Genomic DNA, 24416 nt, shown 5'->3' on the forward strand with positions numbered 1-24416 from the left:
AGGCGGCGCCGATGGCTCTCGAGGTTCCCTACCGGTCGATCCCCGACATGTTCTTCAAGCGCGTGGCCGCGACCCCCAACGGACAGGCGTTCGCGGTGCCGAACGCCGACGACTCGGGCATGGTCTGGTACACGTGGGCGCAGGTGGGCGAGCGGGCCTCGGCCATCGCCGCGGGCCTCCGTGACCTCGGCGTCGGCCTGGAGGACAGGGTGGCCATCCTGTCCGGCACGCGGTACGAGTGGGTGCTGGCCGACCTCGGCATCAACGCCGCGGGCGCCGCGACCACCACGGTCTACCCGACCACCGAGCCCGAGGACGCCAGCTACATCGTGGCCAACTCCGGCTCCAAGGTGCTGATCGCCGAGAACGCGCAGCAGGCGCTGAAGATCGCCGGCGTCGAGACCGACGTGACCCACGTGGTGCTCATCGACGGCCTGGCCGACGCGAGCGCCACCCCGCCCCAGCTGACCCTGGCCGAGCTCGAGGAGCGCGGCGCCGCCGCCCTGCGTGAGCGGCCGACGCTGATCAGCGAGGTGGTCGAGTCGATCGGCCCCGACAACCTGGCCACGCTCATCTACACCTCGGGCACCACCGGCCGCCCCAAGGGCGTCCAGCTGCTGCACGCGGGCTGGACCTGGGAGGGCGTGGCCCAGCAGGGTCTCGGCCTGTTCGAGTCGACCGACCTGCAGTACCTGTGGCTGCCGCTGTCGCACTCGTTCGGCAAGACGCTGCTCTGCGGCATCATCCACGTCGGCGTGCCGACCTACGTCGACGGCCGCGTCGACAAGCTGGTCGACATGCTCTCGGTGGTCCAGCCGACGCTGATGTGCGCGGCGCCCCGCATCTTCGAGAAGGTCTACAACAAGACCGTCACCACGGCCCTGGCCGGCGGTGGCGCGAAAGCCAAGATCTTCCACTGGGCGGTCGCCACCGGCAAGCAGAAGGTCGCCCTCGAGCAGGCCGGCAAGCCGCTGCCGGGCGCGCTCAAGCTGAAGTTCGCCGTGGCCGAGAAGCTGGTCTTCTCCAAGCTGCAGACCCGGCTCGGCGGCCGGCTGCGCGTGCTGGTCAGCGGGTCGGCCCCGCTCAGCCGCGAGATCGCCGAGTTCTTCGCGGCGGCCAACCTGCCGATCATGGAGGGCTACGGCCTCACCGAGAGCAGCGCGGCCAACTTCGTCAACCGGCTCGAGAAGCTCAAGATCGGTACGGTCGGCCTGCCGCTGGGCGATCTCGAGTGCAAGATCGACACGGACGGCGAGGTGCTGCTGCGCGGCCGCCCGGTCATGCGCGGCTACCACAACCTGCCCAAGGAGACCGCGGAGTCGTTCACCGAGGACGGCTGGCTGCGCACCGGCGACATCGGCGAACTCGACGCCGACGGCTTCCTGTCGATCACCGACCGCAAGAAAGACCTGGTCAAGACGTCGGGCGGCAAGTACATCGCGCCCAGCGCGATCGAGGGCCAGTTCAAGGCGGTCTGCCCCTACACCTCGCAGGCGGTCGTGGTCGGTCAGGCCCGCAACTTCGTCACGATGCTGATCTCGCTCGACGAGGACGCGATCAAGGGCTGGGCGGCCGGCGGACCGCTCGAGGGCAAGAGCTACGAACAGATCGTGGCCGCCCCCGAGACCGAGAAGATGGTCGCGGGCTACATCGAAGAGCTCAACGGCAAGCTCAACCGCTGGGAGACGATCAAGAAGTTCGCGATCCTGCCCCGGGACCTGAGCATCGAGGCCGGCGAGATCACGCCCTCGATGAAGATCAAGCGGCGCTCGGTCGAGTCCAACTTCTCCGAGCAGATCGACAAGATGTACGCGGGTTCGCTCGCGCAGATCTGACGCAGCGTCACCAGAGGCGGCCGGGGCTTTTGTCCCGGCCGCTTTCTTGCGCCCACCTGCGCCGCGCGGGGCTGCTTGCTGCGGCGCGGGCGGCGGGGGTCGCGTGCTGTGGTGTGGGCGGTGGGGCCGCATGGCGCGGGCGGCGGGGGTCGCGTGCTGTGGTGTGGGCCGCGGGGTTGCGCTTGTGCGTCGTAGGCTGCGGCGATGGCGGAGGAACCGAGGTCGAAGGAACAGCGAAAAGCGGACGTGCTCGCGCGGCTGAGCGCGCCGGTGGCCGACGCCTGGGTGGCGACGGCCGGGGACGGCGGGCCCTACCTGGTGCCTCTCACGCTGGGCTGGTTCGGCGAGCGTCTGCTCGTCGCCACCGCCCGCAAGTCACCCACCGCCCGCAACATCACCGCCGGCGGCCGGGTTCGCATCGGCTTCGGCCCGACCCGCGACGTCATCCTGATCGAGGCAGACCTCGAGGCAACCCTCCCCGTCACCGAGGCCGAAGCGGAGGGCGCCGCCTACGCCGAGCAGAACGACTGGGACCCGCGCACAGCCGGCGACGCCTACGTCTTCCTCGTGCTGCGCCCGTCCCGCGTGCAGGCCTGGCGCGAGGAGAACGAACTCGCCGACCGCGAACTGATGCGCGACAGCACCTGGCTCGTCTGACCCGACTCCGTCTCGAGAAACGAGACGTCCCGTCTCGCCTCGAGCCACAGAAACGAGACGTACCGTCTTGCCTCGCGCTCGAGAACGATACGTATCGTCTCGCGTGAGGGCCGAAGACGATACGTATCGTCGCGCGCTGGGAAGTTCTGCGACGCCGCCGGCAAGGCACGCCCGAGCAGGCGATGCGTGCCGTCTTGGGCGGAGACGATACGTGTCGTCTTGCGGGTGCTGGGAGACGATACGTGTCGTCTTGCGGGTGCTGGGAGACGATACGTGTCGTCTCGTGGCGCTGGTGGACGAGACGTTTCGTCTCGCGCCGGGTCGGGCGGTCAGGCGATGACCGAAGGGGTGCGCCAGGACGGGGTTGTGGCTCGGTCGAGGTCGTGGCGGACTGAGGCTATGCGGCGGACGGCCTCGGTCAGTTGGTCGGTGGGTAGGGCGAACGGCAAGCGCAGGAAGCGTTCCAGTGTGCCGTCCAGGCCGAAGCGGGGGCCGGGGGCCAGGCGTACGCCGACGTCCTCGGCTGCGCGGGCCAGGGCGCTCGAGATCGGGCCGTCGAGTTCGGCCCAGATCGTCGCGCCGCCCGGGGGCAGCACGAAGCGCCACTCCGGCAGCAGTTCACGCACCTTGGCGGCCAGGGCGTCGCGCTGTTCCCGCAGTTCGGCTCGGCGGTCGCTCAGGATCTTGGGGGCGTGTTCGAGCAGGCGCACGGCCACCAGCTGCTCGAGCACGGGACTGGCCATGTCGACCCCGACCCGGATCGCCGCCAGTCGCTGCACCAGGGGAGCCGAGGCTCGGACCCAGCCGATCCGCAGGCCGCCCCAGTAGCCCTTGCTCATGCCGCCGATCGACACCACCCGCGAGTGCCGGTCGAACACGGCCACCGGCGGCGGCATCTCACCCCCGTCCAGACGAAGGTCGACCCACGATTCGTCGACGACCAGGTCGGTGCCGGTGCTGTGGGCCGTCGTGACCATGCGTTCGCGCAGGTCGGCGGGCATCAGGTGGCCGGTCGGGTTGTGAAATTCCGGGATTACGTACGACAGCCGGGGGCGGGTCTGCCGCAGCGCCCCCAGCAGCATCTCGCCGTCCCATCCGGTTGCCGTGTCGAGGCCGTGGGTGCTGATCCGGGCCCGGCGCGCCGAGAGCGCGGCCAGCGCGTTGGGATAGGTCGGGGCTTCCACCAGTACGGGTGATCCGGGCGGCGCCAGCAGCCGGAGCACCAGGTCGAGGGCCTGCTGGGTGCCCCCGGTGACGAGGATCTGCTCGGCCGAGGTGGCCACCCCGCGCGCCTGGTAGCCGGCCGCCACGGCCTCGCGCAGCTCGATCAGGCCGGTCGGGTGGTAGCCGGCGCTGCCCAGGTAGCGGGGCAGGTCGTCGGCGGCGGCGCGGGCGGCCGGCACCAGTTCGGGCGGGGCGGCCGAGGCGGCCACGCCCAAATCGATCACGTTGCGGTCGTCCTCGGGGGTCCACAGGCCCGAGGTAGCGACCCGGTGGCCGTTGGGCAGGGTGGTCCAGCTGCCGGCGCCGCGCCGGCTGGTGAGGTGGCCGGTCTCGCGCAGGGTGCGATAGGCGGCGCTGACCGTCGTCCGGCTCACGGCGAGCGCCTCGGCCAGTTCGCGTTCGGCCGGGAGTCGTACGCCCAGGGGAAGCCGCCCGTCGGAGAGCAGGCCCCGCACCGCGGCCGCCAGGGCCGCGTAGTCGGGACTGCGGTGACGGCCCGGAAGCGAATGCCACTGACCGAGCAGCCGAGCCAATTGGCCCCCGCGTATCGTCGTCGTCACGTCCACCTCCGGCGAATTGGCTCTTCAGCTTCGCACAATTGGCCTTCAGAGTGGCATTCATGGCCCTCAGTGACAACAGAGATCGTCGTCTCGTCCGGCGTACCGTGCAGCTCTTCGCCGGGCTGGTGCTGTACGGCGTCAGCATGGCCTTCATGGTCGAGTCGGCGCTGGGCCTCAACCCGTGGGACGTCTTCCACCAGGGGCTGTCCGAGGTCACCGGGATCAGCTTCGGGCTGGTCGTGATCCTGCTCGGCATCCCGATCCTGCTGCTGTGGATCCCGCTGCGCCAGCGCCCCGGCTTCGGCACGGTGGCCAATCTGGTCGTGGTCGGCTTCGCGGTCGACGCCGCGCTGCACGTGCTGCCGGCGGGCGGCACGATCCCGGCCCGGGTCGGCTATCTGGTCGGCGGCATCCTGCTCAACGGGCTGGCCACCGGGCTCTACATCGGCAGCCGGTTCGGGCCCGGCCCGCGCGACGGGCTGATGACCGGCATCGTCGGGCGGTTCCCGCGGCTGTCCATCCGGCTGGTCCGGACGTCGATCGAGTTGCTCGTCCTGGGAGTGGGATTCCTGCTCGGTGGCACGGTCGGGATCGGCACGGTCGCGTACGCTCTGGCCATCGGCCCGCTCGTGCAGGTGTTCCTGCCCTGGTGCACCGTCGGCGGCGCTCAACCGGCCGCGGTCACGTTCACTCACGCCCGGCCCGCGTCCACAAAGGACTGAGCGGTTTGCGGCACTGATTCGATTTAGCACGCAAGATCATCGGTCACAGCTTTGTGATCATCGCGACACATTCGCTTCCCGGGGCCCGGGTCGCACGGCATCATTGCCCCATGGGGGCTGGCGACTGGCAGTGGAACGACGCTTGGATCTTCGTGTCCGCGGTCATCGCCGAGCGCCTCGAGCGCGACCGGGCCCAGCACGCCGCCCTGCCCATGGTCGGGGCCAGCCTGGCCGACCTGCTCGCCGCGGCCGACTTCCTGCACCACGCCGTGCCCAGCCGGGCCGAGCTCGAGGAGTCGGTGCGCCGCCTGGCCGGGGCCGGGCTGCTGGTGGTTGAGGACGACCTGGTCGAGGTCGCGCCGGCCGGCGAGCAGCTGTGGCGGGGGCGGCCGTTCAGCGGGCTGTCGTCGGCCGTGATGACGCTGCAGACCCAGCTCAACCGGGGCGCGGGCGAGCCCGGCGACGCCGACTGGACCCTCGACGAGCAGACGTACGCGCTGGCCATGCGCGAATACCGCCACCGCCTGGCCGACGACCGCTGACAGCTCCCCGGGTCAGGAACAGCGGCACCTGCGACGGCGCCCGCAGCGCGATTCCAGATCGACCGGGCCCGAGCCACCGAGGCCGCGGCCCGCGAGGCGACCGTAGCGGGGCGCTTCCGAAGTGGCCGTCATGGCCCTCCGCGAGGCGAACGCCGTGACGTTCCGGGGGAATGAGCACCGTGGCGTTCCTAGGAACGAGGCCCGGCCTTCATTCCTAGGAACAAGGGCTGGGACTTCTCGGGGGAGCGAGGGCCGGGGTTTCTCGGGGGAGCGAGGGCCGGGGTTTCTCGGGGGAGCGAGGGCCGGGGTTTCTCGGGGGAGCGAGGGCCGGGGCTTCCCGGGGAACGAGAGCTGGGGCTCCCCCGGAACGAGGGTCGGGGCGTTCCTAGGGGCGGCGAAGGCTGAGGTGCTCTAGAGGCTGGCGGCCGAAGCGAGCGTCAAGGCGTGATGGTTTCGATCGGCTTCATGTCGCGGATCGCGGGGGCGACCGAGGCGGTCACGGCCGACACCGAGACCGCGGCGGCGAACAGGGCGATGCTGATAGGCGCGCTCCAGGCCGTGACGAAGATCCCGGCCAGCAGCGGCGCCGCCGTCGCGGCCGACATCGCGAACAGGAAGATCACGCTCAGCACCCGCCCCTGAAGGTGGTCGGGAGTGATCGCCGCCTGATAGCCGAACAGCGCCGCGTTGCAGGCCGGCCCGACGAAGATCGCCAGCGCGATCGGTGCGGCCGCGGCCACGCTGGTGGTGAAGAAGGCGCTGACCGCCAGGAACAGGGTCGCCGCCCAGCACAGCCCCCGGATCAGCACCGCGAACGACAGCCAGCGCTGCAGCAGGGGAGCGGCCAGCGCGCCCAGCAACCCGCCGACGCCGACGATGGTCTCGGTCAGCCCGATCACGCCCGGGGTCACGTCGTGCGCCTGCAACGTGACGATGATCGTGAACATCGACCCGTAGAGCGCGAGGTTGAGCGGCGCGGCGACGATCAGGACCGTACGCAGGAAGGGGTTGCGGAAGACGAACCGCAGCCCCTCCAGCAGGGCCGCGCGGTGACCCTCGTGCGAATGCGGCCGTTCCGCCTGCAGCGGTTTGCGGATCAACGCGATGCCGATGAGCGAGGCCAGATAGGACAGCGCGTTCCCGACGAACGGCAACGCCGGCGTGATGCCGAACAGGACGCCCCCGAGCGGCGGCCCGGCCAGCGAGGTGCCGTAGCTGCGGGCCTCGTTGTGGGCGACCGCGGCCGGCAGTTGGGTGGCCGGCACGATGCTGCGCAGCGCCGCGTGCTCGGTCGTGTTGAACAGCGACCCGCAGACGGCGTCGATGAGGGCGACCACGACGATCTCGGTCAGCCCGGCCCGCCCGGTCATGACGGCCAGCGCCAGCGCGGCGAACGCGACCAGCCGGATCACGTCACAGGTGAGCATGGCCCGGCGCCGGTTGAGCTGGTCGGCCAGCACGCCGGACGGCAACCGGCAGAGCAGCTTGGTCACCTGGGCCGCCGTCCCGACCGCGCCGGCCTGGAGGGCCGAATCTGTCAGGTCGAGGACGAGCAGCGGGAACGCCAGCAGGGCGATCGCCCCGCCTAGGTCCGACAAACTCTGACTTGTCCACAGCAGAGTGAATTCGCGGTTGCGCCATAGCGTGCTCATGGCGCGACCCCGGACAGGAACACTTTCCGCAGTCTCATGGTCACGCAATGGAGAATATGTACTGCATTCGATCCCCGCTCGTCGCGGAGATCGACGCGGCTCTGTCCAGGCTCAACCACGGGGACACCCGGTTCCGCGGGTGCGGAGCCGGGTGCCGCCGGATCGAGCCGAGACAGTTACTGGACGACGAAGAGCAGGCGGTTCGGGGAACCGGTGCCCGGGTTGGTGACGACGCCGGTGGTGGCGTTGTTGACCAGGCTGTCGCGCACCTGGGCCGGCGAGAAGCCGGTGTTGCGCGAAAGCACCAGCGCCGCCGCGCCGGCCACGTGCGGGCTGGCCATCGACGTGCCGCTGATCGAGCTGGTGGCCGAGTTCGAGTTGTACCAGGCCGACGTGATCGACGAGCCGGGGGCGAAGATGTCCAGGCAGGTGCCGTAGTTGGAGTAGCTGGCCCGGGCGTCCGTGCTGGTGGTCGCGCCGACCGTGATGGCGTTGGCCACGCGGGCGGGGGACGAGTTGCAGGCGTTCGCGGTCGAGTTGCCGGCGGCCAGGGCGAACGTGATGCCCTTGCCGATGGCCGTGTTCACCGCGTTGTCCAGCGTGGAGCTGACGCCGCCGCCGAGGCTCATGTTGGCCACCGCGGGCCGGGCCGTCTGGTTGCCGACCCAGTTGACGCCGGCGATGACGCCCGCCGTGGTGCCGCTGCCCGAGCAGTTCAGCACGCGCACGCCGACCAGCTTGACCTGCTTGGCCACGCCGTACGTGGTGCCGCCGACCGTGCCCGCCACGTGCGTGCCGTGGCCGTTGCAGTCGACCGCGCCGCTGCCGACCGCGTCGTACCCGGGGGTGGCCCGTCCGCCGCTGAACTCGTTGTGCGTGTAGCGGATGCCGGTGTCGATGATGTACGCGGTGACGTTCGAGGCCGTGACCGGGTAGGTGTACGTGGTGCTCAGCGGCCGGTTGCGCTGGTCGATGCGGTCGATGCCCCACGTCGCGTTGTTCTGCGTGGCCGACAGCGAGATGGTCTGGTTCTGCTCGACGTAGGCGACGCCGGCGCTGGCCGCGAGCCGCTTGGCCTGGGCCTGGCTCATCTTCGCCTCGTACCCGTTGATGATGCCGAGCTGCTGCCGGACCTGCCCGCCGACGCTGGCGGCCTGCGTCTTGGCGCCGGGCTTGAGGACCACGATGTAGCTGTCGGGGATCGCGGTGGCCGCGTCGGCCAGCCGGAGGTCCCCGGCGGGGGCGGCGGCCGCGGCGGGGGTGCCCACCGCGACGGCCACGGTGACCGCGGCGAACAGGCCGGCGGCCAGGGTGCGTCGAGTCGCCATACTGATCCTCTCCCGGAGCGTTCTTGAATTGACGGTTGTCACTTCAATAGGGAGAGCCTAGGCGGGTCGGCTCTAGATCGCCGCCATACCGATTGGGCCATAGTGCGGAGAATGACCAGGTGGACCTGATCATCCGGTTGGACGGCACGGACGGGAAGACCGCCGCGGTGTACCGGGCGCTGCGCACGGCGATCGTCGACGGGCGGCTCCCGGCCGGTGAGCGGCTGCCCGCGACCCGGACCCTCGCGGCCGACCTGGGCGTGGCCCGGGGGAGTGTCGCCGCCGCCTACGAACGTCTGGCCGCCGAGGGTTATCTGTCGTCGCGGGTGGGTGCGGGCACCTTCGTGGCCGCGGTGGCCCGGGGGCGGTCGCGGCGGCGGGCGGCGTCCGATCCGCTGCGGCCGCGTGACGACTGGTCGTGGGAGCCGCTCGTGACCAGCGGCGCCGTCGGCCGGCCGCGCTACGACTTCCGCACCGGCATTCCCGACGCGGGCCTTTTCCCCTTCGACGCCTGGCGGCGTCTGGTCACGGCCGAGTTGCGCTTGCGGGCCAACAACCCGGGTACGTACGGCGACCCGGCCGGCCACCCCGGCCTGCGCGAGGCGATAGCGCGTTACCTGGGTGTCTCGCGGGGAGTGCGGACCACCGCGGCCGACGTGGTCGTCACCAACGGCGCCCAGCACGCGTTCGACCTGCTGGCCCGCGTGCTGGTGAAGCCGGGTGACGCGGTCGCGGTCGAGGAGCCGGGCTATCCGCCGGCCCGCCGGATCCTGGCCGCGCTCGGCGCCCGGGTCACGTTCGTGCCGGTCGACGATCAGGGGCTCGTCGTCGCCGACCTGCCCGCGAACTGCCGGCTCGTCTACACCACGCCGTCCCACCAGTTCCCGCTCGGCCGCGCGATGAGCCTGGCCCGGCGGCGCGAGCTGCTCGACTGGGCCCGCTGCCGGCCGGCCGCGATCGTCGAGGACGACTACGACAGCGAGTTCCGTTTCTCGGCCCGTCCGCTCGAGCCGTTGCACAGCCTCGACACGGCCGGTCGGGTCCTCTACGTGGGCACGTTCTCGAAGAGCATGATCCCGGCCGTACGCACGGGGTTCGTGCTGGCCCCGCCCGGTCTGCGCGATGCCCTGACCGCCGCGCGGCAGCTCGGGGACGGGTACGGGCAGCCGGCCGTGCAGGCCGCGCTGGCCCGCTTTCTCGACGAGGGGCTGCTGGCCCGGCACGTCCGCAAGGCCGGGAAGGCGTACGGGGAAAGGCACGCCCGCATCGCGGCAAAGCTGGCAGATATGTCCGGTTTGAAGCTCATCCCGTCAGCGGCCGGGCTGCACCTGACCGTGTTGACCGAGGTCAACTCCACTGCCGTGTCGACCGCCGCCGCGCGTCAGGGGCTGGCGGTCGACGACCTGCGGGACTATTCCGCCTCCCCGACCAGGCAGGCGGGCTTCGTGTTCGGGTTCGGCGCGACCGACCCGGCGCTGATCGACGAGGGGATGGCGCTCTTCGCGACCCTCCTGGCCCGCCACGCCTGATAGGCCAGCGAGGCCGCCACGATCACCAGGCTGAGCAGCGCCGGCGCCCCGTTGAGCCAGAGCAGCCCGATCACCGACACGAGCCCGACCAGGGCCACGGCCCGGTAGCGGCCGCGCGGCAGCAGCCGGAGCGCGGCCGCCGTCCCGATCACGTAGACCAGCGTGAAGCAGCCGGTGACCAGCAGCAGCATGGTGTGCAGGTCGATCGGCAGCGCGGCCGAGACGAGGCTGCCGCCGAAGATCACGAGCAGTGACTTGCGCGGTGTGCCGGCCAGCCGGGCCGGCAGCGCGCCGTCGCGGGCCAGCGCCGCCCCGAGCTGGGACGCCCCGGCCAGGTACGCGTTGACCGCCCCCACGGTGAGCAGGACCGCCACCACCGCGGTGATCACCCGGACCGGCCCGCCGAAGCCGGACGCCAGCAGGTCGGCCAGCGGCGCCGTGCTGCCGCCGAGGGCCGGGCCCAGCACGAGCACGCTGACCGCCGCGACCGCGAGATACAGCCCGCCGACGGTGACGACGGCGATGGCCGTGGCCCGGGGCACGTCCCGGCGGGGGTTGCGGTACGAGCCGGCCAGTGACGAGACCGCCTCCCAGCCGGCGAACCCCCACACGAGCACGGCCGCCGCCGGCCCGACGGCCGACCAGCCGTGCGGGGCGAACGGAGTGAGGTTGTCCCAGCGGACGTGCGGCAGCGCGGCCACGACGGTGACCAGCAGCAGCGCGGCCAGCACGCCCGTCAGGACGAGCTGGACACGCCCCGTGACGCGCAGCCCGAACCAGTTCATGACGAAGACCGTGCCCACGATGACCACGAAGGTCAGCAGCACCGTGGCGCGGCCGCCGCCGAGCACGTCGGCCACGTAGCCGCCGGCGAAGGCGGTCGCGGCCGGTGCGCCGAGCGGCACCGCGAAGAAGAAGCACCAGCCGACAGCGGCCCCGAGACGCGGCCCGAAGGCCAGCCGGACGTAGGTCGAGACCCCGCCGCCGTCCGGGTGCCGCGCCCCGAGCGCGGCGAAGGTCAGGGCCAGCGGGGCCGAGAGCACGATCAGGGCGATCCAGGCGACCAGCGAGGCCGGGCCGGCGACCTCGGCCGCCAGGGCCGGCATCGAGATCACGCCGGTGCCGAGGACGGCCCCCACGCAGAGGGCCGCGCCCTGGGCCAGGGACAAGCCGGAGTCTTTCTGTGCCATGCGCCCACGCTAGGACGACATTGGCTCGCCCTTTGGTCCAATCAAGGGCGGATCAATTGGGCCAATCAGAGGCCCAGCTTCGCGTCCCCTAAACCGTCGCCCTCGATGGCCACGCGGGCGTGCTCCCGGCGGCCGGTGAGGAACAGGGCCAGTTCCCCGGGCGGCCCGGTCAGCGTGGTCGCCGGGTGGTCGCCCACGGTGAACGAACCGTACCCGGGGGCTTTGACCTCGACGGCCACCCCGGTCCGGCGCAGCACCAGCTTGCCGGTGAGCTTGACGTTGCGCCAGAGCGCGGCCTCGAAGCCGGGGTCGAGCTCGCGCGGCACCCAGCCGGGCTGGGCCCGGCGCGCGTCCTCGTGGTGCACGAAGAACTCGATCGTGTTGGCCGGCTCGTCGACCAGGGGATTGCTCACCGGGCTCCACCAGGGCGGCCGGCGGACCTCGGACACCACCTCGGCGTACGGCTGGGAAGCCTTTTGCTGCCGGACGCGTTCCCCGTAGGCCTGGAGCGGCCGGATCATGGCGCCGGCCGCGGCGTCGGGGCGGCGGTCCCGCACTACCAGGTGGGCCGCGAGATCGCGGGTGGCCCATCCCTCGCACAGGGTCGGCTCGTCCGGGCCGAGGCGCAGGAGCAGGTCAGCGAGCAGGCGTCGTTCGCGCTGGGCATAGGCGGTCACAAACGTGATCGTAGACACATGTTACGAAGGTGAACGTCAGCGACCCCGTTCGGCAGGATGGGTATGTAAGGCCGGAACACCCGGCGAACACTTACCAGTCAGGTAGGAATTTTGAGCACCAGGTCCAGCCGCGACGTGCTGGTACGGGGACTGCGGGTGCTGGGCCAGGCGATTCGCACCGAGCCGCGCCTGTTCACCATCGGGGTGATCGGCAGCAGTGTCTTCGGCCTGCTCGTCATCGCCAACTCGTACGTCGTCGGCGCCGTCATCGGCCGTGTCGTGGTGCCCGCCTTCACCAGCGGCTCCACCGGCACCGGCACGCTCGCCCTGATCGCCGCCGTGTTCCTCGGCCTCAGCGCGCTGCGCGTCCTGACCATCTTCGGCCGCCGTCTCGGCGCGGGCTACATGCAGTTCCGGCTGCAGGCCCGCTACCGCCGCGCGGTGACCCGGCGCTACCTGTCGCTGCCGCCGTCCTGGCATCAGCAGCACGCCACCGGCAGCCTGCTGTCCAACGCCAACTCCGACGTCGAGGCGGCGTTCGTGCCGATCGCGCCGCTGCCGTTCGCGGTCGGCACGATCGTGATGATCCTGGCCGCCGTGGTCGCCCTGTTCTTCACCGACTGGGTGCTGGCCATGGTCGGGGTCGTCCTGTTCCCGATGCTCTTCGCCCTGAACACGTTCTATGCCCGCCGCATGTCGCCGCGCCAGATCAAGGCGCAGCAGATGCGGGCCAAGGTCAGCGCTGTCGCCCACGAGAGCTTCGACGGTGCGCTGGTGGTCAAGACCATGGGCCGCGAGGAGGACGAGTCCCGCCGGTTCAAGGTCTACGTCGACGAGCTGCGCGACTCGCTGATCTCGGTCGGCCGGCTCCGCGGCCTGTTCGACCCGGTCATGGACGCGCTGCCCAGCGTCGGCACCCTGGCCGTGCTGCTGCTCGGCGCGTGGCGGCTGCAGAACGGCGCGATCACCGTGACCGAGCTGGTCACCGTGGCCTTCCTGTTCACCGTGCTGGCCTTCCCGGTCCGCGCGATCGGCTGGGTGCTGGGCGAACTGCCGCGCAGCGTCGCCGGGTGGGACAGGGTGCAGTCGGTGCTGGCGGCCGAGGGCGACCTGGCCTACGGCTCGGCCACCGCGTCCGCGAACGGGCCGGCCACGCTGCGGTTCGAGAAGGTCGATTTCGCGTACGGGGACGGTCCGCTGGTCCTGCGGGACGTGTCCTTCGAGGTGCCGCCGGGCAAGACCGTGGCCCTGGTCGGGGCGACCGGCTCCGGCAAATCGACGATCGCGGCGCTGTCGGTCCGGCTCGTCGACCCCGGCGCGGGTGAGGTCAGGCTGGACGACACGCCGCTGCCCGCGCTCAGCGAGGCCGGCCTGACCAGCGCGTCCGCTCTCGTACCGCAATTGCCGTTCGTCTTCGACGACACCGTGCGGGGCAACATCACGCTCGAACGGGACGGCGTCGACGACGAGGCCGTCTGGGCCGCGCTGCGGCTGGCCGAGGCCGACGGTTTCGTGGCCGCCCTGCCCGAAGGCATCGACACGGCGGTCGGTGAACGCGGCACGTCGCTCTCCGGTGGACAGCGGCAGCGGCTCACGCTGGCCCGCGCGCTGGCCGGACGGCCGCGGCTGCTGGTGCTCGACGACGCGACGAGCGCGGTCGACCCGCGGGTGGAGGCGGCGATCCTGGCCTCGCTGCGCGGCGGTGACACCAGCGCGTCGATCCTGGTCGTGGCCTACCGCCGGGCCACCATCGCGCTGGCCGACGAGGTCGTCTATCTCGAACAGGGCAAGGTCGTGGCCACCGGCACCCACACTGAGCTGCTGGCCGCGCACCCGGGCTACGTCGAGCTGGTCACGGCGTACGAGAAGGCCGAAGCCGAGAAGGCCGAATCTGACACCGAGGCCGAAAGGGTTCAAGCATGAGCGCCGGCACGATGGCGCCCGCCCGGGCGGGCACGCTGGCGACGATCAAGCGCGGGCTGTCTCTCTCGCCCGAGCTGCGACCCGGGCTGGGCGGCACGATCGCCCTGGCCGTGGTGCAGATGTCGGGCCGGGTGGCCGTCCCCATCGCCGTGCAGCAGGGCATCGACCACGGCATCCGCGGCGCCGGCGGCCCCGACCTGATCTTCGTGACCGAGGTCGTGGCGTTCACCTTCGTGGCGCTGATGATCTCGACGGTGGCCGGCTATCTGATGACCCGGCGCCTGTTCACGGTCAGCGAGACCGCGCTCGGGGCGCTGCGCTCGCGCACGTTCCGGCACATCCACGACCTGTCGATGCTGCACCAGCAGTCCGAGCGGCGCGGCACGATGGTGTCCCGGGTGACCAGCGACGTCGACCAGATCTCGATCTTCCTGCAGACCGGTGGCGTGCAGTTGCTGCTGGCCAGCGGGCAACTGCTGGTCTCGACGATCGTGATGTTCATCTACTCCTGGCAGCTCACTATCGTGGTGCTGCTCGCCTTCGGCCCGGCCGTCGCGGTCATCCGGCTGTTCCAGAAGCGGCTGGCCGCCGTCTACGGCGCGGTCCGCGAGCGGACCGGCGTCATGCTGGGCGCCATCGCCGAGAGCGTCGTCGGGGCCATGGTCATCCGGGCCTACGGGGTGGCCGGCCGGACCGGCAAGCGGCTCGACTCGTCGATCGGGCGGCTCGAGGTGTCCCAGCGCAAGGCCCTGCGCACCAGCGTGACCAGCTTCTCCAGCGGCGAGATCGGGGCCGGACTGGCCCTGGCCGGGGTGGTCGTGGTCGGCGTGCTGATCGGGGTCGACGGCGGCCTCACCGTGGGCCGGCTGACCGCGTTCCTGTTCCTGGTGACACTGTTCATCCAGCCCGTGCAGATCGCCACCGACATGCTCAACGAGGCCCAGAACGCGGTGGCCGGGTGGCGGCGGGTGCTCGACGTGCTCGACCTCGAACCCGACGTCAAGGACCCGGACGAGGTGGGCGTCGACCTGCCCGCCGGCCCGCTCTCGGTGCGGTTCGCCGACGTGTCGTTCCGCTACCCGGGCGGCCCGATCGTGCTGGCCGACGTGGCGTTGGAGATCCAACCGCGTACGAAAGTGGCCGTGGTCGGTGAGACCGGGTCGGGCAAGACCACTTTCGCGAAGCTGCTCACCCGGTTGATGGACCCCGTGGAGGGTGAAGTTCTGCTCTCGGGGACGCCGCTGCGTGAGGTGCGGTTCGCGGCTCTGAGGTCTCGGGTGGTGATGGTGCCGCAGGACGGGTTCCTGTTCGACGCCACGATCGCCGAGAACATCCGCTTCGCCGAGCCGTCGCTGACCGACGCCCAGCTCACGGACGCCTTCACCGAGTTGGGCCTGTCCGACTGGCTGGCCGGGCTGCCGGGCGGGCTCGAGACGCCGGTCGGGGAGCGTGGGGAGGCGCTCAGCGTGGGGGAGCGGCAGTTGGTGGCGCTGGTCCGGGCGTACGTGGCCGACCCCGACCTGCTGGTGCTCGACGAGGCGACCAGCGCGGTCGACCCGGCTACCGAGGTTCGGCTGCAGCGTGCGCTCGATACCGTGACCCGGGGGCGCACGACCGTTGCCATTGCGCACCGGCTGTCGACGGCTCAGGCTGCTGATGAGGTCATCGTCGTGGATGCGGGCCGCGTTGTTCAACGCGGCCCGCATGCACAGCTGGTCACCCAGGAAGGGTCTATTTACGCCAAGCTCTATGCGTCTTGGTTGGAGCAGACGCGGTAACTCTGGGTTCTTTTTGTAACTGGCCCCGCTGTATTTCTGGCTCCGCTTCGCTGCGCGGGCAATCGCCTCTTCGAGGCTGATGAGGAGGCAGCCGATTTTCCGCCGCCGCAAAGAGCAAGAGCGCGGCGTCGAAAAATCGACTGCCTCCTCATCAGCGAGGCGATTGCACGGGGCTGGACAATCCGCGAGTTGACGCAGATCAGCGGGGCAAGTGCGCGGGGTTGGACGGTCCGCGAGTTGACGCAGATCAGCGGGCAAATGCGCGGGGTTGGACGGTCCGCGAGTTGACGCAGATCAGCGGGCAAATGGGCGGGGTTGGATGGTCCGCGAGTTGACGCAGATCAGCGGGGCGAGTGCGCGGGGTTGGACGGTCCGCGATCAGCGGGCGTAGAACTCCACGACCAGTTGCTCGTCGCACATGACGCGGATCTCGGAGCGCTGGGGGAGCCGGATCACTGTGGTGCGCAGGTCTTCGAGGACCGTGGAGAGGTAGGGCGCGGTCGGGCCGTCGATGTGGGCGCCGGTGGCGGCGATCTGGAACGGCGGCTTCTGGCGGCTGCTCTCGCGCACCTCGACGACCTGACCCGGCTTGAGCCGGTAGGCCGGGCGGTCGACCTTCTTGCCGTCGACCGTGAAGTGGCCGTGCACGACGAGCTGACGCGCCTGGTAGATGGTGCGGGCCAGGCCGGCCCGCATCACCGTGGCGTCGAGACGCCGCTCGAGCAGCGTGACCATCGTCTCGCCGGTCTTGCCCTCGGCGCGGTGGGCGTCGTCGTACGCCTTCCGCATCTGGGACTCGCTGATGTTGTACTGGTGCCGCAGGCGCTGCTTCTCGAGCAGCCGGACCTGGTAGTCCGAGGCCTTGCGGCGGGACCGGCCGTGCACGCCCGGCGGGAAGGGCCGCTTCTCGAAGTACTTCACGCACTTCGGCGTCAGCGGGATGCCAAGGGCTCGCGAGAGCTTGGCTTTCGGTCGGGAGTTGTTCATGAAGTCTCCGAGTCAACTTGCGCTTGAGGCCGGTGTTACGGTTAGCCTCACCTTACTAAGGCAAGCCTAACGTAGGCCCGGAGGTCGTCACCATGCAGCCCACCCCCGCCGAGATCTCGCGTACGCTCGCCGCCGGCCACCTCCCCGGTGTCGCGCACGTCGCCTGCCGTCCGGGACCCCTTCCCGTGCGGCACGTCACGGACGCGAACGGCCGGGTCCTCCTGCTCTCGCCGCGCGAAGGCGCGTTCACCGCCGCCCTGCAGCCGCAGGAGGGCACCGACGACACCGCGATGGTGCTCGACATCTCGGACGTGCCCCCGATGGCCGGCTCGCCCGCCCTCGGCCGCGTGTGGATCTCGGGCTGGGCCGCGCTGCTCGAGGGGGACGAGGCGCGCGCCGCCGCGCTCGACTACGCCGAGGTCGACGCCTCGGGCGACCTGCTCGACGTCGGCGAGGGCCAGGTGCTGCACCGCATGGACGTGGCCGAGGTGCGCTACGAGCGCAACGAGAACCTGCACGACGTCGACGTCGACGAGTTCGCCGAGGCCACGCCCGACCCGCTGTGCCGCATCGAGTTCGACCTGATCGCCGATCTGGCCGATCACCACGAGGCCGAGATGAGCGCCTACGTGCGCCGCCAGCTCGGCAAGACCTTCCAGCCGGTGGCCGAGCCCCGGGTGGTCCGCATGGACCGCTACGGCTTCATGGTCCGCCTGGACGACAAGCTGGCCCGTCTGGCCTTCCCGCGCCCGGTGACCGACCGCCACGACCTCGCCCACCTGCTGCACCCGGTGCTCTGCCACCGCTGCACCGACTGATTCAGAGAGCGGTGCCGCCCGAGGCGTCGATGACCTGACCGGTCACCCACCGGCCCTGGTCGGAGGCGAGGAAGGCGATGATGTCGGCCACGTCCTCGGCCTCGCCGAGCCGGCCGAGGGCGACCCGGTCCGCCTGCTGCGCCGCGAGTTCGGGGTTGTCCCGCAGGTACTGGCTGTTGCGGGTCATGACGATGCCGGGCGCCACCGAGTTGACGGTGATCCCGCGCGGGCCCAGATCCAGCGCCAGGTCGAGGGTGAACGTGTTCAGCGCCGCCTTGCTGACGCCGTAGGCCAACAGCTCGGGGCTGCCGACTGTGGCCGCGAGGCTGGCGAGGTTGATGATCCGGCCGTTGTCGCGCAGGCGCGGCAGCGCCAGCTTCGTGAGGAAGAACGGCGCCTTCACGTTCACGGCCATGACCTGGTCGAATTCTTCCTCGGGCAGGTCGGCCAGCCGGGCGAAACTGCCTTTGGCCGCGTTGTGGACGAGGATGTCGATCTTCCCGTCGGCCACGAATTCCCGGCCTGCCTCGTCGAAGGCGGCCCAGAAGCGCTCCGCGTCGCCGGGTGTGCCGAGCTCGGTGTGCACGGCGAAGGCTCGGCCGCCGTCCTTGCCGATGCGCTCGACCGTGTCGCGGGCCGCAACCTCGTCGTGGCCGTAGCCGACGGCGACGATCGCCCCGTCGCGGGCGAACCGCTCGGCGGTCGCCCGGCCGATCCCGTGGCTGCCCCCGGTGACGACCGCCACTTTGCCCTGCAGTGCTGCTGACATGTCCCGCTCCTTTGTTGAATGATCGCTCAAGAGCCAAGGTAGCGACTTCTTGAGTGATCGGCCAACAAATATTTTGAGTGATCGCTCTAGAATGGGGACGTGAGCACTTCGGAAGCGCGGCGAGGCCGGCCGCCGACCTTCGACCGGGCGGCCGCCCTGGCCGCCGCCACCCGCCTGTTCTGGCAGAACGGCTACGAGGCGACCTCGATCCACGACCTCACCCAGGCCATGGGCATCCGGCCCGGCAGCCTCTACGCGGCCTTCGGCGACAAGAAGGCGCTGTTCAACGAGGTGATCGAGGCCTACGGCCGCTCCCCGGCGGGCGAGTTCGTCTGGGCCGCGATGGCCAACGAGCCCACGGCCCACGGCGCCTTCCGCCGCATCCTGTTCGACGCGGCGGCCATGTACACCGACCCCGACACGCCGGCCGGCAACCTGCTCTGCAGCGCGGCCACGGCCGAGGTCGACGTCGCCGTCTACATGCGTGACCTGCGCAATGCCAGCGTCGACACGTTCGAGCAGCGCCTGGCGACCGCTCGCGACGAGGGCGAGATCCCGGCCTCGGCCGACCCCCGCCAGCTGGCCGCGTACTTCACCACGGTCATGCACGGCATGTCCCAGCGCGCCCGCGACGGCGCCACCGTGGCCGAACTCACCGACACCGCCGACCTGGCCATGGCCGCCTGGCCGGCTACGGCTGCTTGAACACCTCGGGCATCGGGTCGGTCAGGAAGCGCTGGATGTTGGGGCCGACGGCGGCCGCGATCGTGTCGGGGTCGGCGCCGGCCAAGGGCTCGATCCGCAGGACGTAGCGGGTGACCATCGTGCCCGCGATCTGCGTCGCGACCAGGGCCGAGCGCATCGGGGCCTCGGCCTGGTCCTCGATGATCTCGCCGACCGCGCGGCGCAGGATCTGGGTCACCACGAACTCGCGCAGCAGCCGGGCCGTCCACTCGTTGCTCAGCGCCGAGCGGAAGACGGCCAGCGCGGCCGAGCCCGCGGGCGAGTCCCACACGCCGATCGCCAGCCGGATCAGGCGCTCGCCGGCCTGCTCGCGCGGGCCCTCGAGCGCCTGCGGGATCAGTTCGCCCGGATTGATCGGCGCGTTCATCACGGCCAGGAACAGCTTCTCTTTGGTGCCGAAATAGTGGTGCACCAGGGCCGGATCCACCCCGGCGTCACCGGCGATGGCGCGGATCGACGCCTTGTCGTACCCCTTCTCGGCGAACGCGGCCCGGGCGGCCTCCAGGATGGACGTACGCGTGTCCTGATTGCCGGGACGCCGCCCGCTGCGCCTGACCAATGCCGAACTCCTCAGGGGGTACGCCGGCGCAGGGTCGCGGCGGCGAGCACGAGCGCGACCACCGTCGCCCCGGCCACGACGGCCAGATCGCGCCACATCGTGGTGGTCGCGGCGGCCGACAGACCGACCTGGGCCAGGGCCTCGACCGCATAGGTCAGCGGCAGCGCGTTGCTGATGCCCTCGAGCCAGCCGACCATCTGCTCGCGCGGCACGAACAACCCGCACAGCAGGATCTGCGGCACGACGACCACCGGGAGAAACTGTACGGCCTGAAATTCCGTACGGGCGAAAGCGCTGCAGAACAGGCCGAGCGCCACCCCGAGCACGGCATTGACGACCGCGATGAGCACGACCAGCCCCGCGTTCCCGGTCGTCTGCAGACCCAGCAGCCAGTACGCGGCCCCGGTCGCGACCGCCCCCTGCAGAGCCGCCGCCAGCCCGAAGGCGAGGCCGTAGCCGAACAGCAGGTCGAGCTTGCCCAGGGGTGTGGTGAGCAGCCGTTCCAGGGTGCCCGACGTGCGCTCGCGCAGCATCGCGATGCTGGTCACCAGGAACATGATCACGAACGGGAAGATGCCCAGCATGATCAGGGCGATCCGGTCGAAGGTCGCGCCCGAACCGTCGTACATGAAATAGAGCAGGGCCAGCAGCAACGCCGGCACGATCAGGAGCAAGGCCACCGTACGGCGGTCGTGTCGCAGTTGGCGCAGGATGCGCCCGGCCGTGGCAAAGGTGATGCGCAGGCTCATGCCGTCACCTCGTCGAGTTGGCGGATCAGGCGCAGGAAAGCCTCTTCGAGGTCGTCGGTGCCGGAGCGGGCCCGGATGGCGGCCGGGGTGTCGTCGCCGATCACGCGGCCCTCGCGCACGAGCAGCAGGCGGTCGCAGCGGCCGGCCTCGTCCATCACGTGGCTCGAGATCAGCAGCGTGGTGCCGGCCGCGGCCAGCTCGTGGAACCGGGTCCACAGGTCGGCCCGCAGCACCGGGTCCTGCCCGACGGTCGGCTCGTCGAGCACCAGCAGTTTCGGGTCGCCGATGAGCGCGCAGGCCAGCGAGGCCCGGCTGCGCTGACCGCCGGACAGGTTGCCGACCAGCTGATCGCGGGCGCCGGCCAGGCCGACGTCGGTGATCGCGCGGTCGGCCTCGGCCGCGCCCAGACCGCGCAGGGCGGCGAAGTAGCGGGCATTCTCGCGGACGGAAAGGTCGGCGTACACGCTCGGGGCCTGGGTGACGTAGCCGAGCTCGCGTCGCAGGGGAGCGCTGCCGGCCGGGCGGCCGAGCACCGTGACCGTGCCCGAGCGGACGATCTGCACCCCGACCACGGCCCGGATCAGGGTGGTCTTGCCGCTGCCGCTGGGGCCGAGCAGGCCGGTCACGCGGCCGGTCGGGATGTCGCAGGAGATGCCGTGCAAGACGGTTCGCTTGCCGCGCTCCACGATGAGGTCTCGTACCTCGATCGCGTTGTCCATCGTGGCCTCCACGGAATTCATCAAGTGTTGAACTCAACGGTAGATGAATTCCGAGATCGAAAAAAGACCCCGATCCCGTACGTACGGATCGGGGCTTTTCTCTACAGGGCCAGGATGCGATCCAGGAACTCCCGGTAGCCGCGCATGGCCATCCGCATGCTCTCGGTGTCCGGGGTGCCGCTGCCGCGCAACGGGTCGAGCTCGTCCCGCTCGGCCAGCAACGCCTCGGTGAGCTCGTTGACCGCGTCCGTGAGCAGGTCGTGGGCCCGGGTCAGGGCCGTCTCGGGATCGTCCACGAACTCGGCCTTGACCTCGTGCCAGGCCGCCCGGAAGTGCCGGACCGCGTCGTCGTCCCAGAACGCGATGTGCCCGGCCGCGACATCCCCCGGGCGCAGCGGGGCGTCGTCGAGCGCCGCCGTCTCGTCGGGCTCGTCCGGCGCGGCGCGACGACCGCGGCGGGCCGGCTCGGCGTCCTCGAGGCTGGCCGACCGGCGCTTCTCCGGCTCGTCGGCCGGGCTGATCGGCAGCTTCTCGTCGGCCGGCTGCGGCTTGGTCACGGGCACCGGGATGCTGGCCGCTGTCCGGGGCGCGGGCACCCCCGACACGGGACCGGCCGTCGGGTCGGGCAGGGCCGGGGTGTAAGCCGGCGGCTGACCGAACGCGGCGCCGAAGACCGGGCCGCCGGAGACGGGCGAGGCCGAGACCGGCGCCCCCGAGACGGGCGGGGCCGAAACAGGCGACGCGGAAACAGGTGGCGCGGAAACCGGCGGGGACGACGTCGGCGCGACGATCGGGTGGGTCGAGGTCGGCACGGAGGCCCAGCCCGCCGCGGCCCGGCGCGGGTCGTCCTCCGGAACGGCCCGGCGGCCCGGGACGTCCTCGTCCTCGGAGGCGGCCCGGCGGCCCGGGACGTCGTCCCCGGGGAACGCGCGGCGACCGGCCGGGCTGTCGGACTCGGATGCGCCGAAGGTCAGGCGGCTGGTCGCGTCGTCCACGCCCGGCGCCGACGCGGCCCGGCGGCCGGTGGGCTCGTCGCGCCCGGCCGGCTCGTCGGCGCCGGTCGCGGCCGGCCCGGAGATCGGCGCGGCCGGCCCGGCGCCGGAGGTCGGGACACCGGGGAACCCGGCCCGTCCGTTCATGTCATCACGACCGTTCTCGTCTCGCGGTTCCCGGAGCTCGGGACTCTCCCCGTGGCCCGGCCCGTCCGGTCCGGTCGACCGGCCGTTCGCCTCGCCGTGTGCGTGCCCGTTGAGGCCGGGCCGGGGCTCGGCCGGGTCACGCCCGCCGAACAGGAACCGGCTGTTGCGTCCGCCCAGGCCGAAACCGCCGAACTCGCGCTCCCAGGGGTTGCCCCGCCCGGACTGTACGGCCGGTCGGCCGGCGCCGCCCTCCTCGGAAGGGGCGGAGTGATCAGAATCGCCAACGCCCCGCTCGGGTTGCGCCGCGGCCGCGGGCGGGCCACTGACCTGCGCCGGGGGAGTGCTGACGGGCATGTTCAGAGATGCGGGCGGTCCGCTCACCGGCGCCGCCGGGCGGTCGACCGACTTGGGCACCCCGCTGACGGGGGCGCCGCTGACGGGCGCCCCGCTCACCGGCGCGGCCGATCGATCGAGCGGCGCGGGTGCTCCGCTGACCGGCCGGTCGAAGGACGCGGGCGGTCCGCTGACCGGTTGGTTCAGGGTCGTGGGTGGGCCGCTCACCGGGCCGGAAGGGCTGCCCGGGATCGCGGGCGGGCCGCTCACGGAGTTGGGTGGGCTGCTCACCGGGCCCGGATTGTTCGCGCGGGTGCTCGGCTGCAGCGGCATCCCGAGAACACCCCGCTGCGAAGGCGCGATCGGATCGTCGTCCTTCTCGCCGAGGGCGCTGTTCTCACCGGCCGGCCCGAACCCGTCCCAGGAGCCGCCGAACGCGCCCGAGACCGGGCTGGTCCCACCCAGGGGGTCCCGGGACCGGCCGTTGCCACCGAACGCGCTGCTCAGACCACTGCCCCGGTGCGGACCTGGCCGGTCAGCGCGGCCGCCCGAACCCGCGGAGCCGTTCACGCCGAGCGGATTGCCGGCCCGCGCCGGCCCGTCGCCACCGAGCCGGTCGTCGGCCCGCGCCGGGCCGTCGCCGCCGAGCCGGTCGTCGCCGCGCGCCGGGCCGTTGCCGCCCAGGGACGCGTCCGAGCCGTTGACGCCGGCCGCTTCGCTGCCGCGACCCGGCGTGTTGCTGCCTAGAGGCCCGTTACCCCCGAGCGGGCTGTCCGGCCCGAACGAGCCGTTCAGGCCGCGCTCCGGGCTGTTATCGCCGAGGGGCGCGCGCGAGCCGTTCACCCCGAACGGCTCGCCACCATGGACCGGTCCGTTGCTGCCGAGCGGGTTGCCGGGTGCGGTTGAGCCGTTGACACCGGACGGCCCGTCGGCGCGGCCGTGACCGTTGCCGCCGCGCGCGGCGCTGTCGCCCCCGAGCGGGCTGCCTGGTCCGGTCGGGCCGTTGACACCGAACGGCTCGTCGGCGCGTCCCTGGCCGTTGCTGCCGCGCGTCGAGCTGTCGCCGCCGAGCGGGTGGCCGGGCTCGGCCGGGCCGTTCATGCCGAACGGCCCACCACGGCGCCCCTCGCCGTTGCCGCCTCCGCGAGCTTGGCCGTTACCGCCGAGCGGTTCGCTGCCGCGGGCCGTGCTGTTACCGCCGAACGGCCCGTTACCGCCCGGCGGTTGGTCACCGCGGACCGGATTGTTGCTGCCGAGGGGCCCGTTGCCGCCGAACGGATCGTCGCCGCGGCCCGGGCCGTTGCCGCCGAACTGGTTGTCGGGACCGAGCGGGCCGCTGCCACCGTTCGGGCCGAGCGGGCTGTTGTCGCCGGTGGGGCCGAACGCGCCGTCGCCGCGAGCAGGGCCGGCGGCGCCGCCGAGCGGTTCGCCGTCACGCGCCGGGCCGTGGCCACGACCGGGTCCGCCGACCGAGCCGGGTCCGCCGAGTGAGCCGTGGCCGCCGCCCGATCCGCTGGTTGAACTGTGGTCGCCGGTCGGGCCGGGCAGCGGCCCCGGGCCGCCGCTCGGCTGCGGGCCGCCGGAAGCGGGCCCACCGAACTCGTACGCCGCGGACGGACTGCCCTGACCGTAAGTTCCCGCCGCGAAGGGAAGCCGGGGACCGATCGGTCCGCTCTCCACCGTCGACGGCTGACCGGTCCCGGGCGGCCCGCTGACCGAACCGTCCGCGCCCAGTCCCTCCGAGGTGCGCCGCGAGCCCAGCGCCACCATCTCGGTTTCACCCGAAAGAGGGCCCGACATCGCGGACGAATCGGACGCCCCGGTCTCGCTCTCGTCGTCGCGGTGCACCGGCCAGAATCGGGCCAGCCCGCGCGTCGACCGATTGTGGTCGGGGTTGGACGTCGGCTCCATCGGTTTGAGACTCCCGTCGCTCCGGCTCCGCCACCCGCTCATCTGAGCAGCGGGAACCCTCTCGGGAGGCG

Annotated in this window: 20 protein-coding genes; 9 read left to right on the forward strand and 11 right to left on the reverse strand. The window is 71.7% G+C overall.

The window, feature by feature from the left end; translation table 11 throughout:
- Positions 1 to 11: 11 nt before the first annotated feature.
- Both M1L60_RS42955 and M1L60_RS42960 read left to right on the forward strand, forming a co-directional pair.
- A complete protein-coding gene (locus M1L60_RS42955; RefSeq protein ID WP_253243373.1) occupies positions 12 to 1835 on the forward strand; it encodes an AMP-dependent synthetase/ligase in 1824 nt (607 codons plus the stop codon).
- A gap of 204 nt (positions 1836 to 2039) precedes the next feature.
- The gene (locus M1L60_RS42960; RefSeq protein ID WP_253243374.1) at positions 2040 to 2492 is read left to right on the forward strand and encodes a pyridoxamine 5'-phosphate oxidase family protein; all 453 of its coding nucleotides are present in this window, start codon (positions 2040 to 2042) and stop codon (positions 2490 to 2492) included.
- Between the two features lie 329 nt (positions 2493 to 2821).
- On the opposite strand, the gene yczR is transcribed toward M1L60_RS42960, so the two are convergent.
- Positions 2822 to 4276, reverse strand: a complete 1455-nt coding sequence (gene yczR / locus M1L60_RS42965; RefSeq protein ID WP_253243375.1) for a MocR-like transcription factor YczR — start codon at positions 4274 to 4276, stop codon at positions 2822 to 2824.
- Between the two features lie 59 nt (positions 4277 to 4335).
- Between yczR and yczE the strand changes: the two genes are divergently transcribed.
- Positions 4336 to 4998, forward strand: a complete 663-nt coding sequence (gene yczE / locus M1L60_RS42970) for a membrane protein YczE (RefSeq protein WP_253243376.1) — start codon at positions 4336 to 4338, stop codon at positions 4996 to 4998.
- A 110-nt stretch (positions 4999 to 5108) separates the two neighbouring features.
- Positions 5109 to 5540 carry a hypothetical protein gene (locus M1L60_RS42975; protein WP_253243377.1) on the forward strand — a complete coding sequence of 144 codons (432 nt, stop codon included), beginning with the start codon at positions 5109 to 5111 and terminating at the stop codon, positions 5538 to 5540.
- Between the two features lie 437 nt (positions 5541 to 5977).
- Here M1L60_RS42975 and M1L60_RS42980 read toward each other — a convergent pair whose 3' ends face one another.
- A complete protein-coding gene (locus tag M1L60_RS42980) occupies positions 5978 to 7192 on the reverse strand; it encodes an MFS transporter (protein ID WP_253243378.1) in 1215 nt (404 codons plus the stop codon).
- A 176-nt stretch (positions 7193 to 7368) separates the two neighbouring features.
- The gene (locus M1L60_RS42985) at positions 7369 to 8520 is read right to left on the reverse strand and encodes a S8 family peptidase (protein WP_253243379.1); all 1152 of its coding nucleotides are present in this window, start codon (positions 8518 to 8520) and stop codon (positions 7369 to 7371) included.
- 119 nt (positions 8521 to 8639) lie between these two features.
- On the opposite strand from M1L60_RS42985, the gene pdxR reads away from it, so the two are divergent.
- The gene (gene pdxR, locus M1L60_RS42990) at positions 8640 to 10049 is read left to right on the forward strand and encodes a MocR-like pyridoxine biosynthesis transcription factor PdxR (RefSeq protein WP_253243380.1); all 1410 of its coding nucleotides are present in this window, start codon (positions 8640 to 8642) and stop codon (positions 10047 to 10049) included.
- On the opposite strand, the gene M1L60_RS42995 is transcribed toward pdxR, so the two are convergent.
- Both M1L60_RS42995 and M1L60_RS43000 read right to left on the reverse strand, forming a co-directional pair.
- A complete protein-coding gene (locus M1L60_RS42995) occupies positions 9932 to 11239 on the reverse strand; it encodes an amino acid permease (protein ID WP_253243381.1) in 1308 nt (435 codons plus the stop codon). The two genes, pdxR and M1L60_RS42995, sit on opposite strands and share 118 nt — an antisense overlap.
- A gap of 65 nt (positions 11240 to 11304) precedes the next feature.
- Positions 11305 to 11916, reverse strand: coding sequence for a TIGR03085 family metal-binding protein (locus tag M1L60_RS43000; RefSeq protein WP_253243382.1), 612 nt, complete (start codon positions 11914 to 11916; stop codon positions 11305 to 11307).
- Between the two features lie 111 nt (positions 11917 to 12027).
- Here M1L60_RS43000 and M1L60_RS43005 point away from each other — a divergent pair, with 111 nt between their 5' ends.
- The gene (locus M1L60_RS43005; protein WP_253243383.1) at positions 12028 to 13839 is read left to right on the forward strand and encodes an ABC transporter ATP-binding protein; all 1812 of its coding nucleotides are present in this window, start codon (positions 12028 to 12030) and stop codon (positions 13837 to 13839) included.
- Positions 13836 to 15617, forward strand: a complete 1782-nt coding sequence (locus M1L60_RS43010; RefSeq protein ID WP_253243384.1) for an ABC transporter ATP-binding protein — start codon at positions 13836 to 13838, stop codon at positions 15615 to 15617. The genes M1L60_RS43005 and M1L60_RS43010 overlap by 4 nt, the downstream gene beginning before the upstream one ends.
- Positions 15618 to 15995: 378 nt before the next feature.
- On the opposite strand, the gene rpsD is transcribed toward M1L60_RS43010, so the two are convergent.
- Positions 15996 to 16604 carry a 30S ribosomal protein S4 gene (rpsD, locus tag M1L60_RS43015; protein WP_253243385.1) on the reverse strand — a complete coding sequence of 203 codons (609 nt, stop codon included), beginning with the start codon at positions 16602 to 16604 and terminating at the stop codon, positions 15996 to 15998.
- Positions 16605 to 16696: 92 nt separating this feature from the next.
- On the opposite strand from rpsD, the gene M1L60_RS43020 reads away from it, so the two are divergent.
- On the forward strand, positions 16697 to 17422 hold the full coding sequence (locus tag M1L60_RS43020; protein ID WP_253243386.1) for a DUF2470 domain-containing protein: 726 nt from the start codon (positions 16697 to 16699) through the stop codon (positions 17420 to 17422).
- A 1-nt stretch (position 17423) separates the two neighbouring features.
- Here M1L60_RS43020 and M1L60_RS43025 read toward each other — a convergent pair whose 3' ends face one another.
- The gene (locus M1L60_RS43025; RefSeq protein WP_253243387.1) at positions 17424 to 18191 is read right to left on the reverse strand and encodes an SDR family NAD(P)-dependent oxidoreductase; all 768 of its coding nucleotides are present in this window, start codon (positions 18189 to 18191) and stop codon (positions 17424 to 17426) included.
- Positions 18192 to 18290: 99 nt separating this feature from the next.
- On the opposite strand from M1L60_RS43025, the gene M1L60_RS43030 reads away from it, so the two are divergent.
- Entirely contained in the window at positions 18291 to 18896 is a 606-nt protein-coding gene (locus M1L60_RS43030) for a TetR/AcrR family transcriptional regulator (RefSeq protein WP_253243388.1), read from the forward strand.
- Here the strand turns inward: M1L60_RS43030 and M1L60_RS43035 are convergent.
- From M1L60_RS43035 to M1L60_RS43050, 4 genes are all read right to left on the reverse strand, one after another.
- Positions 18883 to 19494, reverse strand: coding sequence for a TetR/AcrR family transcriptional regulator (locus tag M1L60_RS43035; protein WP_253243389.1), 612 nt, complete (start codon positions 19492 to 19494; stop codon positions 18883 to 18885). The two genes, M1L60_RS43030 and M1L60_RS43035, sit on opposite strands and share 14 nt — an antisense overlap.
- Before the next feature lie 11 nt (positions 19495 to 19505).
- The gene (locus M1L60_RS43040) at positions 19506 to 20243 is read right to left on the reverse strand and encodes an ABC transporter permease (protein WP_253243390.1); all 738 of its coding nucleotides are present in this window, start codon (positions 20241 to 20243) and stop codon (positions 19506 to 19508) included.
- Positions 20240 to 20962: an ABC transporter ATP-binding protein gene (locus M1L60_RS43045; protein ID WP_253243414.1), complete on the reverse strand. Its 723-nt coding sequence runs from the start codon at positions 20960 to 20962 to the stop codon at positions 20240 to 20242. The genes M1L60_RS43040 and M1L60_RS43045 overlap by 4 nt, the downstream gene beginning before the upstream one ends.
- Positions 20963 to 21063: 101 nt before the next feature.
- Positions 21064 to 24345, reverse strand: coding sequence for a collagen-like domain-containing protein (locus M1L60_RS43050; RefSeq protein WP_253243391.1), 3282 nt, complete (start codon positions 24343 to 24345; stop codon positions 21064 to 21066).
- Positions 24346 to 24416: the final 71 nt, after the last annotated feature.

Origin of the sequence: Paractinoplanes aksuensis, assembly GCF_024137025.1 — a bacterium.
Lineage (GTDB): Bacteria > Actinomycetota > Actinomycetes > Mycobacteriales > Micromonosporaceae > Actinoplanes > Actinoplanes aksuensis.

Excerpts from the sequence above, each read along its gene's own strand:
- M1L60_RS42975 (WP_253243377.1), top strand. The coding sequence starts at position 5,109 with ATGGGGGCTGGCGACTGGCAGTGGAACGACGCTTGGATCTTCGTGTCC.
- M1L60_RS43025 (WP_253243387.1), bottom strand. The coding sequence starts at position 18,191 with ATGTCAGCAGCACTGCAGGGCAAAGTGGCGGTCGTCACCGGGGGCAGC.
- M1L60_RS42960 (WP_253243374.1), top strand. The coding sequence starts at position 2,040 with ATGGCGGAGGAACCGAGGTCGAAGGAACAGCGAAAAGCGGACGTGCTC.
- M1L60_RS43020 (WP_253243386.1), top strand. The coding sequence starts at position 16,697 with ATGCAGCCCACCCCCGCCGAGATCTCGCGTACGCTCGCCGCCGGCCAC.
- M1L60_RS42980 (WP_253243378.1), bottom strand. The coding sequence starts at position 7,192 with ATGAGCACGCTATGGCGCAACCGCGAATTCACTCTGCTGTGGACAAGT.
- M1L60_RS43040 (WP_253243390.1), bottom strand. The coding sequence starts at position 20,243 with ATGAGCCTGCGCATCACCTTTGCCACGGCCGGGCGCATCCTGCGCCAA.
- M1L60_RS43045 (WP_253243414.1), bottom strand. The coding sequence starts at position 20,962 with ATGGACAACGCGATCGAGGTACGAGACCTCATCGTGGAGCGCGGCAAG.
- rpsD (WP_253243385.1), bottom strand. The coding sequence starts at position 16,604 with ATGAACAACTCCCGACCGAAAGCCAAGCTCTCGCGAGCCCTTGGCATC.
- M1L60_RS43010 (WP_253243384.1), top strand. The coding sequence starts at position 13,836 with ATGAGCGCCGGCACGATGGCGCCCGCCCGGGCGGGCACGCTGGCGACG.
- M1L60_RS42955 (WP_253243373.1), top strand. The coding sequence starts at position 12 with ATGGCTCTCGAGGTTCCCTACCGGTCGATCCCCGACATGTTCTTCAAG.
- yczE (WP_253243376.1), top strand. The coding sequence starts at position 4,336 with ATGGCCCTCAGTGACAACAGAGATCGTCGTCTCGTCCGGCGTACCGTG.
- M1L60_RS42995 (WP_253243381.1), bottom strand. The coding sequence starts at position 11,239 with ATGGCACAGAAAGACTCCGGCTTGTCCCTGGCCCAGGGCGCGGCCCTC.
- M1L60_RS42985 (WP_253243379.1), bottom strand. The coding sequence starts at position 8,520 with ATGGCGACTCGACGCACCCTGGCCGCCGGCCTGTTCGCCGCGGTCACC.
- M1L60_RS43050 (WP_253243391.1), bottom strand. The coding sequence starts at position 24,345 with ATGGAGCCGACGTCCAACCCCGACCACAATCGGTCGACGCGCGGGCTG.